This is a genomic window from Corynebacterium sp. zg-331 (assembly GCF_014267345.1).
Taxonomy (GTDB): Bacteria; Actinomycetota; Actinomycetes; order Mycobacteriales; family Mycobacteriaceae; genus Corynebacterium.
In genome coordinates, this window is record NZ_JACMYD010000004.1 from 164,257 (window position 1) to 180,486 (window position 16,230).

Here is a 16,230-nt window from a genome sequence, read left to right on the forward strand (position 1 = left end):
CATCCTCACCGGCTGAGCAGCTGGCGGGTCGCATTCGTCGTCGCCCTTGCCGCTTTCCACGCCGAGCACACTTCCGTTGCGGGATCGAGGATGCTCATGCAGGTCGGCAACTGAGTGTCGGGTCTGCTTTTTCGTGTTGCCGCAGTTCGCGTGCAGTCCAGCCACAGGTGTTGTGAGGGCTATTTCTTTGCCGCCACGAGCATCCTGTCGATGGAGGCGAGGACCTCATCGACGTAGGCCGGGTTGGCTCCGCGTTCCCACCGGGCCGCTAGTAGCTCTTCCTGGGCGGCTTGGAGAGCACCCACGCGCACCTTTCCGGCTGCGTCGCGCCAGCGGGTCAGTTCCTCGTGGTGCTCCTCTTCATTGTGAAACTGTCGCTCCAACCATCCGCTCATCGCGGCCGTGGCCTCCGGGGGGAGGTGGTGGGTCTCGTGTTTCATGTGTGCGTAGGCTGCTCGCCAGGCGCGGCGGCGCAGGGCCTCGATGGCCTCATCACCGGCGGCATCGGGACCATCCTCCAGGTTGAGCCTGCGCATGAGCCAGGGCAGGGTGAGCCCGGGTATGACCATGGTGCATAGCAGTACCACCAGGGCGATCACGGCAGCCTCGCGGTGCAGGGTCGCGGAGACGCCGGCGGGGATGGAAAGAACGAGGGCCAGCGTGACGAGCCCGCGCATTCCGGCCCAGGTCATCAGCAGTACTTCCTGGCGGCGCAGGGGGGCGGCGAACTCGCGGTGGTTGCGAGTGTTCTTGCGCAGGGCGAGGGAGAGCCAGGCGAAGCGCACGAGCATGGCCACGAGGGAGAGCACGATGCCCACCCACACGGCGTGCCAGAGGTCGGAGCCCACCTCGTCGATGGCGGTGCGCACGCTGAGTCCGATGAGTCCGAAGGCCACGCCGGTGAAAAGCATCTCCACGGGTTCCCAGAAGGCCTCGCCGGAGAGGCGATCCTCGGCCCCCAGGGAGGCGCGCGAGTTCATTTCCACGGCGGCGATGACGATGGCGATCACGCCGGAGGCGGCGACCTCCTCGGCCAGGATGTAGACGGTAAAGGGCAGCACCCAGGTCAGCGAGTTGCGCGCTGCGGTGTTGTCCACGTGATCGGTAAACCATGCCGCTCCGCGCCCCACCGCCAGCCCGATGACGATGGCACCCACCACCGACCAGGCGAAGCTGCCCAGTCCGTGCAGCCAGGAAAGCTCCGAGCCGGCCAGGGCGGCGGTCAGGGCCACGTGGAAGGCCACGATGGAGGCGGCGTCGTTGAAGAGGCCTTCGGTTTGCAGCGAGGTGGTGATCCGCTTGGGGATGCCCACGGGTTCGGCCACGGCATCGACGGCCACGGGGTCCGGTGGGGCGAGGGCGGCGGCCAGGACGATGGCTCCGGTGACCCCCAGGCTGGGCAGGAGCAGCAGGATCGAGCCGGTGAGCGCGGCGATGGTGGCGAAGACGAGGAGAACGGACATCCACACGATGGTGGAGATCTGGGTCTTGATCACCGACCATGAGGTGCGCCTGGCCAGGGCCCACAGCAGCGGGGGCAGAAAGATGGGGAGCATGAGATCGGCGGGGATGGTCAGCTCGGTGGTCCAGGGCAGGAACACGCCGCCGGCGGCCACGAGGGTGAGTAGCACCGGCCAGGGCAACCCCAGCCGGTCGCCCAGGGCCACCACGACCACGGTGGCGAGCAGCAGCCCGGAAAGCATGAGGAGGGTAGTCATGATAGACAATTTATACGTGCGCGGGAACCTGCGGCATCGGTGGTTGTACGATGTTCCTCATGCGTTTTGGTCGAATTGCAACCCCCGAGGGTATGTGCTTTTGCGTCGTGGATGACGAGGGCACTACCGCTAAGCAAATTGAAGGTACTCCTTTTACCCCGCCCGTCTATACCGGCAAGGAATGGCCGTTGAGCGAGGTGCGCCTGCTGGCCCCGATGCTACCGAGCAAGGTGGTGGCCATCGGCCGCAACTATGCCGATCACGTGGCCGAGGTTTTTAAGAAGTCCGCAGAGTCCCTGCCGCCCACGCTCTTCCTCAAGCCGCCCACGGCGGTGGTGGGCCCGGGTGCGCCGATTAAGATTCCCGAGTTTGCCACGAAGGTGGAGTTTGAGGGCGAGCTGGCGTTGGTGATCGGAAAGCCGTGTAAGAACGTCAAGGCCCAGGATTGGCGCTCCGTGGTGCTGGGCTTCACGGTGGTCAATGACGTCTCCTCCCGCGATCTTCAGTTTTCCGACGGCCAGTGGGCGCGGGCCAAGGGCATTGATACCTTCTGCCCGCTGGGGCCCTGGATCGAGACCCATCTGGATAATGTCGATGAGCTGCCGATCAAGGCCCGCCTCACCCACGACGGCGTGACCGAGGTCAAGCAGGACTCCAATTCCAACCAGATGATTATGGATCTGGGGGAGATCATCGAGTTCATTACTGCCTCGATGACCCTGCTGCCCGGCGATATTATTTGCACGGGTTCCCCGGCGGGCACGGCGGCGATGGAGCCGGGGGATTTCATCGAGATCGAGATTCCCGGGGTGGGCACGCTGGGCAACCCGGTGGAGCGCGCCTAAAACCCTGTGGAACCTCAGCGCAGCCGCGTGCCCTCGCTGAGGTCGAAGAGATGACGCAGGATCTCCCCTCCGCTGGCGCGCAGGCCGTTGTGCTCGTGTTCGCTGGTTACCAGCGTGCGTAACCCGGGCATGTGCCGGGCGGTGTCGAGGGAAAATTCGAGGGGCACGTAGGCATCGTTGGCGTAGATCGCCGCGGCCCCGCGCGCGTCGCGGATGGCCTCCGGGTCGTAGAGGAGAGGCCAGGCGGTGTCCGCGACCTCGTGCGCGGCGGCCTTCCAGGGCCGAAAGGCCGGCACGGTGTCGAGCCACTCGGGATGGACGTGCTCGCCGGTCAATAGGGTGGGGTCATCCTGATAATCCTGGGGCATGGCGCGCTGGGCCGCCCAGCCGGTGGTAGCACCGTTGGCGTAGCAGGATTCGTGTAGTACGTAATAGAGGGGGTTGCGGCCGCTAAAGGGCAGCGCGGCCGCGAGGTCGTGGGAGAAGGCGGGGCAGCCCCAGGGTAGATCGAGTAACCCGTGGAGCTGGATCCAGCCGTCGTTGGTGCCCAGCAGGTGACCTATGCTGCGCAGGCGCGAGGGGCTGACCACCTCGCCGTCGGGAAGGATAAGCTCGCCGCGCTCCGCGCGCATCGTGAGGTCGGTCATGCGGTCGCGATGCTCGGGGAAACGCCGGTAGTAGTCCTCGGTGTGGCGGCGCATGGTGTCGTAGGTGGCGGCGTAGATCTCCTCGGGGGCGTGGGTGAGGGAGGGCAATCCGCCGGTGAAGAACACGCGGTCGAGGCTGTCCGGATGTGCGCTGAGATAGCGCAGCGCGCTAAAACCTCCAAAGGACTGCCCGAGCACGCACCAGGACCGCACGCCGAGATGTTCGCGTAGGTCTTCGGCGTCTTCTACGATGGCGTCGGCACGCAGGTGACGCAGGTATTCGGCGGGCTGGGGTTGGTTGATGGGCGTGGAGCGCCCCGTGCCACGTTGATCCAGCAGCACCACCTGGTAGCGCTCCAGGGCCACCGGCATCCAGGCCGGCCACAGCCGCGGGGTTTCGCAGCCGGGCCCGCCCTGGAGGTAGAGCAGGTGCGGTAGCCGGGGATCGCGGCTGAGCACCCGGGCAAAGACCTCCACGCGGCGTTCGTCGCGCGAATCCGCGCGGTGCAGGGGCACGGTGATGGTGTGTTCGTGAACGGAAAGGCTCTCCACGCCTCTATGCCTACCGGGCGTCGTGGCCGCGCACAACCCCGAGGTCGAGGTGTGGTGAAATAGGGGCATGAGTGACATTCGCGTGAGATTCTGCCCCTCGCCCACCGGCACGCCACACGTGGGCATGGTGCGCACCGCCCTATTCAATTGGGCCTATGCCCGTCATACTGGCGGACGGATGGTGTTCCGCATCGAGGACACGGACGCTGCGCGTGATTCCGAGGAGTCCTACCAGGCCATCATCGAGTCTCTGCGCTGGCTGGGGTTGGACTGGGACGAGGGGATCGACGTGGGTGGTCCGCAGGAACCCTACCGCCAGTCGCAGCGCATGGAGATTTATGCGGAGGTACTCAAAAAGCTTATCGACGCCGGCGAGGTGTACCCCGCGTATTCCACCGCCGAGGAGGTCAAGGAACGCCACCTCGCCGCCGGGCGCGATCCGCAACTTGGCTACGACAACTTCGACCGCGACCTCACCGAGGAGCAGATCAAGGCCTTCGAGGCCGAGGGGCGCAAGCCCGTGTGGCGCCTGCGCATGCCGGATCACGACTGGTCCTGGCACGACCTGGTGCGCGGGGACATGATCTTCAAGGCGGAGACGCAGCCCGACTACGTGGTGGCGCGCTCCAACGGCCAGCCGCTCTATACCTTGGTCAATCCGGTGGACGATGCCCTCATGGGGATCACCCACGTGCTGCGCGGCGAGGATCTGCTTTCCTCTACCCCCCGTCAGCTGGCCCTCTACGAGGCGTTGATCCGCATCGGGGTGGCCGATGCGGTGCCGCAGTTTGCGCACCTGCCCTTCGTCATGGGGGAGGGCAACAAGAAGCTCTCCAAGCGCGATCCCGAGTCCAACCTCTTCAACCACGTGGAGGCGGGCATCATCCCGGAGGGCATGCTCAACTATCTGGCGCTGCTGGGCTGGTCTTTGTCCGCGGACAAAGACATTTTCTCCCGCGAGGAGATGGTGGCCGCCTTCGACGTAGCCGACGTGCTGGGCAACCCGGCCCGCTTCGATCAAAAGAAGCTAGAGTCCATCAACGCCGATCAGATTCGGCTGCTCGATCCCGCCGACTTCCGCGAGCGTCTGCGCGTTTACCTCACCGACCATACGGACTTTCCAGTGGACTATCCGGAGGAGAAGCTCGCCTTTGCCGCCGAGCTGGTGCATACCCGCATCAAGACCCTCGGCGATGCCTATGGTCTGTTGCGGTTCCTCGTGGTGGCCGACGACGCCCTGGTGCTTGACGAGAAGGCCGCGCGCAAGAACCTCAAGGAGGATGCCGCCTCGGTGTTGGATACATCCATCGAGCGCCTGACGGCCCTGGGGGAGTGGACCCACCCGGAGATCGAGAAGACGTTGTCCGCAGCCTTGATCGAGGAGATGGGACTCAAGCCCCGTAAGGCCTACGGCGCGCTGCGGGTGGGCATCACGGGTGCGGCGGTGTCCCCGCCGCTGTTCGAATCGATGGAGCTGCTGGGCAAAGATTCCACCCTGGCTCGGCTTCGAGCCGCGCGCGAGCGAACTCCCTTTAGCGTCTAAGAAAAGCGCTTCTAGCTGGTAGTTTGTTCCTTTTGTGGCGTTGTGGTTATAGTGTTTCCCGTTGCACGGCGCGAAACGCCGCCGGGAAGCAACAATGGCCTATGGTGTAATTGGCAACACTACGGTTTCTGGTACCGTCATTCTAGGTTCGAGTCCTGGTAGGCCAGCAGCGATTTTATCGCCGCGCCCCGTTCGTCTAGTGGCCTAGGACGCCGGCCTCTCACGCCGGTAACACGGGTTCAAATCCCGTACGGGGTACTTCTGATCCCCCACCGATATTCTCGGTGGGGGATTTTCCGTATCCGCATGTTCCCTAGGTTCCCCTATCACCTGTGCCGGTACGGTGCCGTTTCCGCCGAAGCACCCCGGAGCGCAACGCTACCAACCCGCCGCAGGCGCTCCCGGAGACGCTTGGCATGAGTCCGGAGAACACCCACCCATGCCATCTATTCTTATCCGGGCAACGAGCGGCCCTACGTGAGCTTTGTCCTTCGCTTCGTCTTTTCCAGTTCCTTCGCCGTGTCGTACTGCGTGGTGGCGGAGTGTTAGCCCGCGATCGAGGCGTGGTTGTCTCCGCGACCTTGCGCGTGGGCCTCATGCCGATGTTCGGGGTGGTACCCGCGCCCTGGGATCGGCTCCTGGGTGAGCATGCCTCGGAGCGCTTCGGGCACATCGTGTGGATGTGGAGCATTGAGATCGTGCGGCGAGATCTGCGCAATCGGATCACGGAGTGCCTGGATGCAGGGGTGGCGATCCCCGCAGCGGGCTACTTTTATCGCTGTGAACAGGGGGTTTGTGTATATGTTCCTGCTTACATTATTGTAATCCGAGTCAGCGCGACGCGCCCCGTTCGTCTAGTGGCCTAGGACGCCGGCCTCTCACGCCGGTAACACGGGTTCAAATCCCGTACGGGGTACAGTATAAAGCCGCGATCTCTTTGTGGAGGTCGCGGCTTTAATTGTGCTTTCACGCTCCGTGGAGTTGCGCCGTGTGTTATGCGATGGTCACCGAGAGATAGTGAGCATTCTGCTTATGAACGGCCCACCCGGTTTGAAGGCTCCCTAAACCGCGCCGCCGCGCGGTGGACGTGGAAAAATACGCCGGTGAGGTCTTTGACGTGGGACTGAACTAGCAATCGTTGCTCCTCGGCGATGGCTCCCGCTCGACTCTCAGCATTCCCGACGGCCCTGGCGCCACGATGGCGGGTGGCACGTTCATGGCTCCGCCACCTGGAACGCTCCGAGGGTGGCCTTCGGCACCCCGGATGATTCCGCATTCCGGGGGTATAGTGCCGTCTGGGCCGTCGCATTTTTGGGGAGACGGGTCGGGAAATGCGGTTTTTAGGTTTCGTATCCTTTCAGCTCCTTCCCGGGTTTACATAGGGGTCTCTCCCTTCGTCTAAAGTAGTGCGGTGTGAAGCGCCTTCAATCTGCCGTCGCCGCCCTCGCGGCCAGCGTATCTCTTCTTATCGCAGGTAACGTCAGCGCCTCGGCGCTGGAATTTCCCGCCGAGTTGAGCTCCCTGCCGCAGCAGCTGCTCGGCGGGGAACTCCGCGAGATTACCGTGCCGGTGCCCAACGGTCCGGATCGCAGCTACCTCGTGAGCGTGAGCCGCAACTATAACCCGCTCAAGCCCACCCCGGTGCTTCTCGCCTTTGGTGGCTGGGGCGATAGCCCGGAGAAGTTCCGTGCCTATTCCGGATACGCCAACTCCGGAGCGGCGGACGAGGCCATCGTCATCTACCCGCGAGGGGTGGAAAATGCCTGGGCCGGAGGCCCCTATGCCAAGACCACCGCGGAGCAGGACATCGCGGTGGTGCGGCAGATCGTGGATCAGGTCTCCCTGGTGCTCAATGTGGATCGCAGCCGCGTGTATGCGGCGGGCATGTCCAACGGAGGGGGCATGGCGGCCACCCTAGGGTGCAAGGCACCGGACCTGGTGGCGGGCGTGGCGGTGGTCTCCGGAGCGTATTACCTGCCCACTAACGAGGGATGTTCCTCCGCGGCGGTGCCGTTTATGGATATTCATGGTGATGCGGATGCGGTGGTGCCCTACGAGGGTGGCTCTCGCCACGGCGCGGCGGTGGCTCGCGTGAGGGATGTGGTGGCCTCGTATGCTTCCCGCAACGGTTGCACGGAGCAGAATCGCCATGGCGCCGACGTCTCCCACGTGGGCTGCGTGAAGCAGGTGGAGGAGGTGCTGGTTCCCGGGGGTGGGCACGAATGGTACTCCAGCCCGAACGCGGCGGAGATGACCTGGAACTTTCTCAAGGGCCAGCGCAAGGCGTAGCGGTCAGGCGGCTAGAGGGCCTCGGAGAGGCGGCGGGCGGAGTCGAGGATCGTGGTTCCCCACAGTTCCCCGGGGCTAGGTCGCAGTCGCTCGGAGACCCCGGAGAGGGAGAGGACGGCGAGGAACTCCCCGGCAGAATTGTTGATGGGGGCGGACAAGCTGGCCAACCCCACCTCGCGTTCTCCGACGGAATCCGCCCAGCCGCGCGCCTTGACCTCATCGAGTGCGGCGGCGTCGAAGGAAGCCTGGGGGAGGATGCTCTCGCGCAGCTCGGGGGAGGCGTAAGCGAGAAAGACCTTGGCGGCGGAACCCGCAGTCAGCGGCATTCGCGAACCGATGGGCACCGTGTTCCGCAGCCCGGAGGAGGGCTCCAGGGCGGCGATGCACGTGCGCGAGGTGCCGGTGAGCTGGTAGAGCTGCACGGATTCCCCGGTGTGCTCCATCAGGGCGGCCATTGTGGGGGTGGCGGCGTCGATCAGCTGATTTTTGGAGCGTGCCCCGATGGCGGTGAGGGTGGGGCCGATGGTCCACTTTCCCTCGTTGGTGCGGGCCAGGATGCGGTGAGCCTCGAGGGCCGTGGCTAGTCGGTGCGCGGTGGCCCGGGGCAAGTCGGTGGCCTCGCAGAGCTCGGTGAGATTGCGGGGTTGATGTGCCACTGTCACCATGATGGAGACGGCTCGGTCGAGCACCTTGATCCCGGAGGCGTCGTAATGTCCCATGCTGCGATCCTATCATTCCGTACTATGGGAAGTTAGGGTAGGGTAAGGTGTGGGGAGAGCGGGAATGGACTATGGTATCTCACATAGTGACATACTGGTTTCACATAATGAAACAGGAGCGCCATCATGAGTGAGAAGCTGACGCTGGCCGAGAAGGTCTGGCGGGATCACATCGTCTCCCCGGGCAAGGACGGGGAACCCGACCTCATCTATATCGACCTGCAACTCCTTCACGAGGTGACTTCCCCGCAGGCCTTCGATGGCCTGCGCATGGCCGGGCGCAAGATCAGGCGCCCCGACCTGCACCTGGCCACCGAGGATCATAACGTGCCCACCAAGGGGGTGATCGGCGGTAACCTGCTCGACATTGCGGATCAGACCTCGCGCACGCAGGTGGCTACCCTGCGCAAGAACTGCGAGGAGTTCGGCATTCGCCTGCACCCCATGGGCGACGTGCGCCAGGGCATCGTGCACACCGTGGGCCCACAATTGGGGGCCACGCAGCCCGGTATGACCATCGTGTGCGGCGATTCGCACACCTCCACCCACGGGGCCTTCGGCTCCATCGCCATGGGGATCGGTACCTCCGAGGTGGAGCACGTGATGGCCACCCAGACGCTCTCCCTCAAGCCCTTCAAGACGATGGCCATCGAGGTCTCCGGGACGCTGCAGCCGGGGGTTACCGCCAAGGACCTGATCCTGACGATCATCGCCAAGATCGGTACCGGCGGGGGACAGGGGCACATCATCGAGTATCGGGGTGAGGCCATCCGCCAGCTCTCGATGGAGGCCCGCATGACCATCTGCAACATGTCGATCGAGGCCGGTGCGCGCGCGGGCATGATCGCCCCGGATGAGACGACCTTCGAGTACGTCAAGGGCCGCGAGCTGGCGCCTACCGGCGGGGAGTGGGAGGCCGCGGTGGAGTATTGGAAGACCCTGCCCACGGACGAGGGTGCGACCTTCGACACCGTGGTGCACATCGACGGCGACGCCCTGACCCCGTTCGTGACCTGGGGAACCAATCCCGGTCAGGGGCTGCCTCTGTCCGCCAGCGTCCCGGATCCGGAAGATTTTAGTAACGAGGCCGAGAAGGCCGCGGCCGCCAAGGCCCTGGACTACATGGATCTGACCCCCGGTACCCCGCTGCGCGAGATCACCATCGACACGGTGTTCCTGGGTTCGTGTACCAACGCCCGCATCGAGGATCTGCGTGCCGCCGCGGATATCCTGCGCGGGCGACGGATAGCCCAAGGGTTGCGGATGATGGTGGTGCCCTCCTCCACGATGGTGAAGCAGCAAGCGGAAAAGGAGGGCCTGGACAGGGTGTTCCTGGAAGCCGGCGCGGAGTGGCGCACGGCGGGCTGCTCGATGTGCCTGGGAATGAATCCGGATCAGCTCAAACCGGGGGAGCGCTCGGCCTCCACCTCAAATCGTAACTTCGAGGGCCGCCAGGGTCCCGGCGGGCGAACCCACCTGGTCTCGCCTCCGGTGGCGGCGGCCACGGCCATCGCCGGACACCTGGCCAGCCCGGCGGACATCGCGTAGCGCAAGAGAGGATATGGATCATGGAAAAGTTCACCACCCACACCGGTGTGGGCGTGCCCCTGCAGCGCAGCAACGTGGACACGGATCAGATCGTCCCGGCCGTGTACCTCAAGCGCGTCACCCGCACCGGCTTTGAGGACGGTCTTTTTGCCAACTGGCGCGGCAATGATCCCGGTTTCGTGCTCAACCAGGATACCTACCGTCAAGGCTCCGTCCTGGTGGCCGGACCGGACTTCGGTACCGGTTCCTCCCGCGAGCACGCCGTGTGGGCGTTGATGGACTACGGCTTCCGCGTGGTACTCTCCCCACGCTTTGCAGACATCTTCCGCGGTAATGCCGGTAAGGCTGGCCTGCTGGCCGGGCGGATGGAGGAAAGCGATATCGAGCTGCTCTGGAAACACATGGAGCAGGAACCCGGCCTGCCGCTGACCGTAGACCTGGAGCACCGCACTGTCACCGCGTGCAACAACGTCTATCCCTTCGAGGTAGATGACTACACCCGCTGGCGGCTCATGGAAGGGCTGGATGACATCGGTCTGACGCTGCGTAAGGAGGAGCAGATCGAGGCCTTTGAAGGCACCCGCCCCGGCTTCAAACCCAGGGTTACTTCACCGGCAGCGGGCTAGCCAGGTACTCCGCGGCCACCAGCGCCCCCTGGCGGAAAGACAGCACCCAGCAACTGGCCTTCTTGGCCCGGATCTCGCCTAAGGGAAGGGTTCCGTTGGCCGCTAGCCAGGCCACCGCCTCGGGAATGTAGCGCCCCTGGCTCACCACCACGGAGGTACCCCCGGCGGCGATGATGTCCTCCAGCCTGTGCTGGGCGCGGGTCATCGAGGTGGCCCATCCCTGGTCGCCGTACAAGGCATCGACGGTGACGTCCAGGCCGAGCTCGTCGGCCAGGGGAGCGGTGGTGAGTTGGCAGCGTTCGGGGTGGGCGCTGTAGAAGGCGTCTGGCCGATAGACAAGGAGCATGGGCACGAGCATTTCGGCCTGGCGGCGGCCCTTCTTATCGAGGGGGCGGCGATCGTCGTCCCCGCCCCAGTTGCGCCGTTGATGGGCGTGGCCGTGACGCACCAGGATGATTCGGGAGGTGGCGCGAGCGCGAAGGCATGTGGCAGCGGTGCGCATCACCTCCACGTCTACGTCGTAACTGAGTAGCCGCTGGGCGACCTCGACGGTCACCCAGCGCAGCTCATCTACCTCCTCGTTGGCCAGAAATCCCCCGCCGGTCACGTGGGCCGTCCAGTAGTACACCACTTTGGTGCGCCCCTTGACGGGGTAGGTCACTGTGCCCAGGAGCTGATCCAACACCGGTTGGTAGCCGGTTTCCTCCCAAATCTCGCGGGCGGCGGTGGCCGGCAGGGACTCCCCCGGATCCACCTTCCCCTTGGGTAGCGACCAGTCGTCGTAATGGGGCCGGTGTACCACGGCGACCTGTAGCTCGCCTTCCTCTTCGCGCCAGAGCACGGCGCCGGCGGCCAGGGTGGCCTTGGGAAACTCCCCGGCGGGGTCCTTAGGAATGCTGTGGTATCTACCCGAAAGATGCGTGGAGGTGGAATGCGTGGTCATAGAAAAGTTCTCCTAGTCAAGGCGTTAATATCCCCGCCCATTGTTCCTGCCTCAGCGCGGTGGCGCCACCTGAGCTACGCGGTGGGGGAGAGGGCAACATTATGCTCTAGGGGAGGACGTTACCTCGGGCACAGGCTGGGGTGGCATGGTACTGGACGAAGGGAGCAGGTGGATGGTGGCGGTAGCGGTGATGGGGGCTGGGTCGTGGGGTACGACTCTCGCCAAGGTCTTTGCGGATGCGGGCAATAGCGTGCGCCTGTGGGCCAGGCGCGAGGAAGTGGCACGCGCCATCAACGCGGAGCACCGCAACCGCGATTACCTGCCCGATACCGTGCTCCCGAGGCAGGTTCAGGCTAGCGCGGATCCGCGCTGGGCCCTCGACCACGCGCAGATCGTGGTCCTGGGGGTACCCAGCCAGACGCTGCGGGCCAACCTTGCCCAGTGGGGCAGCGCGATTCCCGCCCGATCCACCGTGGTCAGTATCTCCAAGGGGGTGGAGATGGGCACCGGCATGCTCATGAACCAGGTGATCGAGGATGCCGGCATTGAGTCCGGGCGCATTGCCGTGCTTACCGGCCCTAATCTCGCACGGGAGATCGCCCAGGAGCAGGTGGCGGCCACGGTGATCGCCTGCTCGGATACCGCGCGTGCGGTTGAGGTGCAACAGGCGGTCTCCACGCAGTATCTGCGCCCCTACACCAATAGTGACGTGGTGGGCTGCGAGGTGGGTGGGGCATGCAAGAACGTCATCGCGGTGGCCTGCGGGATCACCACCGGGCTGGGAATGGGCTATAACACGCTGGCCACGGTCATCACCCGGGGCCTCGCGGAGATCACCCGCCTGGGCCAGGCCCTCGGTGCGCAGCCGCGTACCTTATCCGGGCTGGCGGGCCTGGGTGATTTGGTGGCTACGTGTTCTTCCTCGCTCTCGCGCAACCACCGCTTCGGGGCCCGCCTGGGAGCTGGCGGCAGCATGGAGGAGGCGCGCAACGCCACTGGCGGCCAGGTGGCCGAGGGGGTTGTATCCTCGACGTCGATCGCGCAGCTGGCCCGTCGGTATAGCGTGGATATGCCTATTACTCAGGCGGTTCACGCGGTGTGCCACGATGGAATGTCGGTGGAGGCGATGATGTCCTCGCTGATGGAACGATCAAAGAAAGCAGAGTACTAAGTAATAATGGCGGATAAGATTCGTGTGGCCGTAGTCTATGGCGGCAACTCCCCCGAGCACTCCATCTCCTGCATCTCCGCGGCGGCGGTGATGAGCCATCTGGACTCGCAGCGCTACGAGGTTATTCCGGTGGGGGTGACGCGCCAGGGCCGGTGGGTGGTGGGTACCACGGATCCGGCCAGGGACGCGGAGCTGCCCGAGGTCGCCGACGCCGCCGAGATCGCCCTGAGCCTCGATCCGGCCCATCGCGGGGCGCTCCGCTTCACCGATGGACGCGGCACCTATGCCACCGTCGACGTCATCTTCCCGGTCCTGCATGGCCCGCGCGGGGAGGACGGCACCGTGCAGGGTCTCTTCGAGCTGGCCGGTGTCGCCTACGTGGGTCCGGGTGTGCTGGCCTCGGCCTGCGGCATGGACAAGGAATACACCAAGAAGCTCGTGGTGTCCGCCGGCCTGCCGGTGACCGCCGAGGTGGTGTTGCACGGGGAGGAATCGCTCAGCGGTCAGGATCGGGATCGCCTCGGCCTGCCGGTGTTTGTCAAGCCCGCCCGCGGAGGTTCTTCCATCGGCATCTCCAAGGTGGAGGAGTGGGAGGATCTCGAGGCCGCCGTGGCGCTGGCCCGGCAACAGGATTCCAAGGTGATCGTGGAGGCAGAGATCACGGGGGCGGAGGTCGAGGTGGGGGTGCTGGAGTACCCCGATGGTTCCCTGGCGGCCTCCGAACCCGCGCGCCTGATCGGCACGGAGGATTCCGAGGAGGGTTTCTACGGCTTCGATACCAAATACCTGGATAATGTGGTCTCGGCGGAGATCCCCGCGCGGCTTCCGGCCCAGACCATCGAGAGGCTCAAGGACATGGCCCTGACCGCCTTTCGCGCCTTAAACTGCAAGGGGCTGGCCCGCGTGGACTTCTTTGTCACGGAATCGGGTCCCGTGCTCAACGAGGTCAATACGCTGCCGGGCTTTACCCCCATCTCCATGTACCCCAAGGTCTTTGCTGCCAGCGGCGTGGATTATCAGCGCCTGCTCGGCATCCTGGTGGAGACCGCCCTGGCGCGCGGCTAAGAGGAGCCCTCGGCCGCCGCCAGGTTTGCCCCGATGGCGGCGCTGAGGTCCACCAGCGGGCCGTTTCCCGGGGTCGAGGGGATCGAGGCCGCGACGATTACCTCCCGGCCCAGGGCATAAAAGAGGTCGCCCTCGTGGAGCCAGTCGATGCCGTTGATCTGGGTGAGCTGTTTACCTGGCGCGTAGGCCTCGGGCATGGCCACCCCGCAGGCCAGTTCGAGAGGATCGGAGCCGGGTGCGCTCCATACTGCTTTGTCCCGCGTCTTTTCCACCAGCGCCCGTCCCCCCAGATCTTCGGGCAGGCCTCGCATGAGGTGAGCGCAGCGCTCGCCTTCAGGCGTGGCGACGTCATCGAACGGCAGCGAGTGCGGCTCGCGGTGTTCCTCGGATAGCCCGGCCACCGCCTCGGCCACCGCCTCGGTGGGGTCGATCCCCTCGGCCGTGACCGCCACGGTGGGGCTGCGATTCACGGCATACCAGGTATTCAGCGTGGAATCGGGGTCGGCGATGCGCAACCAGCGCACGCCGCCGGTGTCTTCCGTGGTTGAGACCCTGGTGTATTGCTCGGGGAAGTGCACCCCGCAGCGCAGCGTCGCCCGATCCTGTGAGGTGCGCGCCCACGCGGCGGCACCGGCGGGGGCGGGATCCGCCAGCTCGGTGCGCTCCCACCCCGCCACGCTGTCCGGTAGGCGCCCGAGGAGATCCCGGCAGGCGGCGGATTCGGCCTTGGGGGCATCGATGGTGGCCAGGGCGATGGGCTGATGGGCGGCGCGGTCGAATACCACCCGGGCCCCCACGATGGCACCGAGGACGGCGATCACGGCGAGGATCAGCGCGAGATAAATAGGGGTGCGATTAAAATCGGAGGCAGTCTTCGCCGCGTGGCCGAAGTGATTCGTGCTATCCACATCGCTCATGGCTTGTGAGTCTAGTGAAAGGACCCGTTGATGCCGACCTCCCCAGGCCCCACCATCGCCGAGGTCGGCGAACGCCAGGTCATCCGGGAAATCATGACCACCGCTCCCTCCCGCGTCAATGGCGACGATGCCGCCGTGCTGGTCAGCGCCCAGCCCAACTCCCGGGTGGTGGTGAGCACGGACATGCTCGTGGAACGCCGCCACTTCCGCCTCGATTGGTCCACTCCCCAGGAAGTGGGCAGCAAGGCGATCCTGCAAAACTTTGCCGACATCGAGGCGATGGGGGCGCGCCCCGTCGGGGCCTTACTCGCACTATCCGCCCCACCAGAGACTCCGGTGAGCCTCGTGCGCGGGCTCGCGGAGGGCATCGAACGGCAGGTGGAACGCTTCTCCGCGGAATTGGTCGGGGGAGACCTCACCGCGGGGGAGAACCTTGTGCTCTCCGTGACCGCCGTGGGCTCCCTCGGCGGGGATCGCCGCCCGTTGTCGATCGACGCCGCTCGCCCCGGTCAGATCCTCGTGGCTGCCGGGGCCATCGGGGACTCCGCCGCCGGCCTGGCCCTCCTGGAGCGCTACGGCCGCGAGGTCCCGGAGGAGTTCCTTGCCTTCCGTGACGCCCACACTAACCCTTACCTGCCGCCCGGGCGCGGAATGATCGCCCGAGCCACCGGGGCCACCGCCGCCACCGATAACTCCGACGGCCTCGTGGCCGATCTCACCACGATGGCCGAGCGCTCCGGGGTGGCCATCGACCTCGACCCTAAGGCCATCGCCCCCTCCGAGTCCATGATCAGGTTGGGGGAGCGCCTGGGCATCGACCCCTGGTCATGGGTACTCGCTGGAGGCGAGGATCACACCATCGTGGCCACCACGCCGGGCAACGTCCCCTCAGGTTTCCGCCGCATCGGGATCGTGCAGCGCGGCGGCGGGGTGGCCGTGGGGGGACAACCCCCCGTCTACCGAGCCGGGTGGCTAAGCTTTTAAGCCATGAGCCTTCCCGTGCACGAAAGCTGGCAGCCCATCCTCGAGCCGGTGGCCGATCAGATTCATCGGATGGGAGATTTCCTGCGCGCGGAGAACGCTGCCGGTCGCGGCTATCTGCCCGCGGGAAGCGACGTCCTGCGCGTCTTTCACTATCCCTTCGACGAGGTCAAGGTCCTCATCATCGGCCAAGACCCGTACCCCACCCCCGGTCACGCGATGGGGCTTTCCTTTTCCACCCAGCCCGGAGTGCGCCCCCTGCCCAAGAGCCTGCTCAACATCTTCAAGGAGCTCTCCCAGGATCTTGGCATAGAGCAGCCCCAGGATGGGGACCTCACCGCCTGGTCTCGTCAGGGCGTGGCCCTGTTCAACCGCGTGCTCACCGTGCGGCCCGGCGCGCCCGCCTCCCACCGGGGCAAGGGTTGGGAACAGATCACCGAGGCCGCCATCACCGCCCTGGCGCGCCGGGAACGCCCCCTGGTGGCGATCCTGTGGGGCCGCGACGCCCAGACCGCTCGTGCCTTCCTGGGCGATACCCCCACCATCGAGTCGCCGCACCCCTCGCCGCTGTCCGCTTCCCGGGGTTTCTTCGGCTCTCGCCCGTTTAGCAAGGCCAATGCGCTCCTGGAGCAGCGCGGCGCCACCCCGGTGGACTGGCGTTTGTAA

15 protein-coding genes and 3 tRNA genes are annotated in these 16,230 nt (G+C 65.5%); 13 read left to right on the forward strand and 5 right to left on the reverse strand.

Going from position 1 to position 16,230, the window contains the following annotated elements:
• Positions 1–179 precede the first annotated feature (179 nt).
• Positions 180–1,718 (reverse strand): sodium:proton antiporter, encoded by a 1,539-nt coding sequence (locus tag H7347_RS06630; RefSeq protein WP_152822521.1) that lies wholly within the window; start codon positions 1,716–1,718, stop codon positions 180–182.
• Between the two features lie 59 nt (positions 1,719–1,777).
• Between H7347_RS06630 and H7347_RS06635 the strand changes: the two genes are divergently transcribed.
• Complete coding sequence (locus H7347_RS06635) at positions 1,778–2,563, forward strand: fumarylacetoacetate hydrolase family protein (protein WP_152822524.1); 786 nt, start codon at positions 1,778–1,780, stop codon at positions 2,561–2,563.
• 14 nt (positions 2,564–2,577) lie between these two features.
• On the opposite strand, the gene H7347_RS06640 is transcribed toward H7347_RS06635, so the two are convergent.
• Positions 2,578–3,831 carry an alpha/beta fold hydrolase gene (locus tag H7347_RS06640; protein WP_152822527.1) on the reverse strand — a complete coding sequence of 418 codons (1,254 nt, stop codon included), beginning with the start codon at positions 3,829–3,831 and terminating at the stop codon, positions 2,578–2,580.
• Between H7347_RS06640 and gltX the strand changes: the two genes are divergently transcribed.
• The 6 genes from gltX to H7347_RS06670 all read left to right on the forward strand — a co-directional run bounded on the left by gltX (position 3,830) and on the right by H7347_RS06670 (position 7,594).
• Complete coding sequence (gltX, locus tag H7347_RS06645) at positions 3,830–5,305, forward strand: glutamate--tRNA ligase (RefSeq protein ID WP_152822529.1); 1,476 nt, start codon at positions 3,830–3,832, stop codon at positions 5,303–5,305. The two genes, H7347_RS06640 and gltX, sit on opposite strands and share 2 nt — an antisense overlap.
• 95 nt (positions 5,306–5,400) lie before the next feature.
• Positions 5,401–5,472, forward strand: a tRNA-Gln gene (locus H7347_RS06650).
• Positions 5,473–5,490: 18 nt separating this feature from the next.
• Positions 5,491–5,563, forward strand: a tRNA-Glu gene (locus H7347_RS06655).
• A 344-nt stretch (positions 5,564–5,907) separates the two neighbouring features.
• Positions 5,908–6,171: a hypothetical protein gene (locus H7347_RS10960; RefSeq protein ID WP_370513934.1), complete on the forward strand. Its 264-nt coding sequence runs from the start codon at positions 5,908–5,910 to the stop codon at positions 6,169–6,171.
• Positions 6,149–6,221 (forward strand) — tRNA-Glu (locus H7347_RS06665). Before H7347_RS10960 ends, H7347_RS06665 begins: the two co-directional genes overlap by 23 nt.
• A gap of 497 nt (positions 6,222–6,718) precedes the next feature.
• On the forward strand, positions 6,719–7,594 hold the full coding sequence (locus H7347_RS06670) for a PHB depolymerase family esterase (protein ID WP_152822532.1): 876 nt from the start codon (positions 6,719–6,721) through the stop codon (positions 7,592–7,594).
• A gap of 11 nt (positions 7,595–7,605) precedes the next feature.
• Here H7347_RS06670 and H7347_RS06675 read toward each other — a convergent pair whose 3' ends face one another.
• Positions 7,606–8,313 carry an IclR family transcriptional regulator gene (locus tag H7347_RS06675; protein WP_152822535.1) on the reverse strand — a complete coding sequence of 236 codons (708 nt, stop codon included), beginning with the start codon at positions 8,311–8,313 and terminating at the stop codon, positions 7,606–7,608.
• A 126-nt stretch (positions 8,314–8,439) separates the two neighbouring features.
• Between H7347_RS06675 and leuC the strand changes: the two genes are divergently transcribed.
• Positions 8,440–9,861, forward strand: a complete 1,422-nt coding sequence (gene leuC, locus H7347_RS06680; RefSeq protein WP_152822538.1) for a 3-isopropylmalate dehydratase large subunit — start codon at positions 8,440–8,442, stop codon at positions 9,859–9,861.
• A 20-nt stretch (positions 9,862–9,881) separates the two neighbouring features.
• On the forward strand, positions 9,882–10,487 hold the full coding sequence (gene leuD, locus H7347_RS06685) for a 3-isopropylmalate dehydratase small subunit (RefSeq protein WP_152822540.1): 606 nt from the start codon (positions 9,882–9,884) through the stop codon (positions 10,485–10,487).
• On the opposite strand, the gene H7347_RS06690 is transcribed toward leuD, so the two are convergent.
• Positions 10,465–11,430, reverse strand: a complete 966-nt coding sequence (locus H7347_RS06690; RefSeq protein ID WP_152822544.1) for a bifunctional NUDIX hydrolase/histidine phosphatase family protein — start codon at positions 11,428–11,430, stop codon at positions 10,465–10,467. The genes leuD and H7347_RS06690 overlap by 23 nt on opposite strands.
• Before the next feature lie 172 nt (positions 11,431–11,602).
• Here H7347_RS06690 and H7347_RS06695 point away from each other — a divergent pair, with 172 nt between their 5' ends.
• Positions 11,603–12,601 carry an NAD(P)H-dependent glycerol-3-phosphate dehydrogenase gene (locus H7347_RS06695; RefSeq protein ID WP_152822637.1) on the forward strand — a complete coding sequence of 333 codons (999 nt, stop codon included), beginning with the start codon at positions 11,603–11,605 and terminating at the stop codon, positions 12,599–12,601.
• Between the two features lie 6 nt (positions 12,602–12,607).
• Positions 12,608–13,666: a D-alanine--D-alanine ligase family protein gene (locus H7347_RS06700; protein ID WP_152822546.1), complete on the forward strand. Its 1,059-nt coding sequence runs from the start codon at positions 12,608–12,610 to the stop codon at positions 13,664–13,666.
• Here the strand turns inward: H7347_RS06700 and H7347_RS06705 are convergent.
• Positions 13,663–14,583, reverse strand: coding sequence for a DUF3515 domain-containing protein (locus tag H7347_RS06705; protein WP_152822549.1), 921 nt, complete (start codon positions 14,581–14,583; stop codon positions 13,663–13,665). The genes H7347_RS06700 and H7347_RS06705 overlap by 4 nt on opposite strands.
• Positions 14,584–14,613: 30 nt before the next feature.
• Between H7347_RS06705 and H7347_RS06710 the strand changes: the two genes are divergently transcribed.
• Together H7347_RS06710 and H7347_RS06715 are read left to right on the forward strand one after the other, a co-directional pair.
• Positions 14,614–15,567, forward strand: a complete 954-nt coding sequence (locus H7347_RS06710) for a thiamine-phosphate kinase (protein ID WP_152822552.1) — start codon at positions 14,614–14,616, stop codon at positions 15,565–15,567.
• Between the two features lie 3 nt (positions 15,568–15,570).
• Complete coding sequence (locus H7347_RS06715; protein ID WP_152822554.1) at positions 15,571–16,230, forward strand: uracil-DNA glycosylase; 660 nt, start codon at positions 15,571–15,573, stop codon at positions 16,228–16,230.

Excerpts from the sequence above, each read along its gene's own strand:
- H7347_RS06675 (WP_152822535.1), bottom strand. The coding sequence starts at position 8,313 with ATGGGACATTACGACGCCTCCGGGATCAAGGTGCTCGACCGAGCCGTC.
- H7347_RS06635 (WP_152822524.1), top strand. The coding sequence starts at position 1,778 with ATGCGTTTTGGTCGAATTGCAACCCCCGAGGGTATGTGCTTTTGCGTC.
- leuC (WP_152822538.1), top strand. The coding sequence starts at position 8,440 with ATGAGTGAGAAGCTGACGCTGGCCGAGAAGGTCTGGCGGGATCACATC.
- gltX (WP_152822529.1), top strand. The coding sequence starts at position 3,830 with ATGAGTGACATTCGCGTGAGATTCTGCCCCTCGCCCACCGGCACGCCA.
- H7347_RS06640 (WP_152822527.1), bottom strand. The coding sequence starts at position 3,831 with ATGCCCCTATTTCACCACACCTCGACCTCGGGGTTGTGCGCGGCCACG.
- H7347_RS06630 (WP_152822521.1), bottom strand. The coding sequence starts at position 1,718 with ATGACTACCCTCCTCATGCTTTCCGGGCTGCTGCTCGCCACCGTGGTC.
- H7347_RS06705 (WP_152822549.1), bottom strand. The coding sequence starts at position 14,583 with ATGAGCGATGTGGATAGCACGAATCACTTCGGCCACGCGGCGAAGACT.
- leuD (WP_152822540.1), top strand. The coding sequence starts at position 9,882 with ATGGAAAAGTTCACCACCCACACCGGTGTGGGCGTGCCCCTGCAGCGC.
- H7347_RS10960 (WP_370513934.1), top strand. The coding sequence starts at position 5,908 with ATGTTCGGGGTGGTACCCGCGCCCTGGGATCGGCTCCTGGGTGAGCAT.
- H7347_RS06700 (WP_152822546.1), top strand. The coding sequence starts at position 12,608 with ATGGCGGATAAGATTCGTGTGGCCGTAGTCTATGGCGGCAACTCCCCC.
- H7347_RS06715 (WP_152822554.1), top strand. The coding sequence starts at position 15,571 with ATGAGCCTTCCCGTGCACGAAAGCTGGCAGCCCATCCTCGAGCCGGTG.
- H7347_RS06690 (WP_152822544.1), bottom strand. The coding sequence starts at position 11,430 with ATGACCACGCATTCCACCTCCACGCATCTTTCGGGTAGATACCACAGC.
- H7347_RS06710 (WP_152822552.1), top strand. The coding sequence starts at position 14,614 with ATGCCGACCTCCCCAGGCCCCACCATCGCCGAGGTCGGCGAACGCCAG.
- H7347_RS06695 (WP_152822637.1), top strand. The coding sequence starts at position 11,603 with ATGGTGGCGGTAGCGGTGATGGGGGCTGGGTCGTGGGGTACGACTCTC.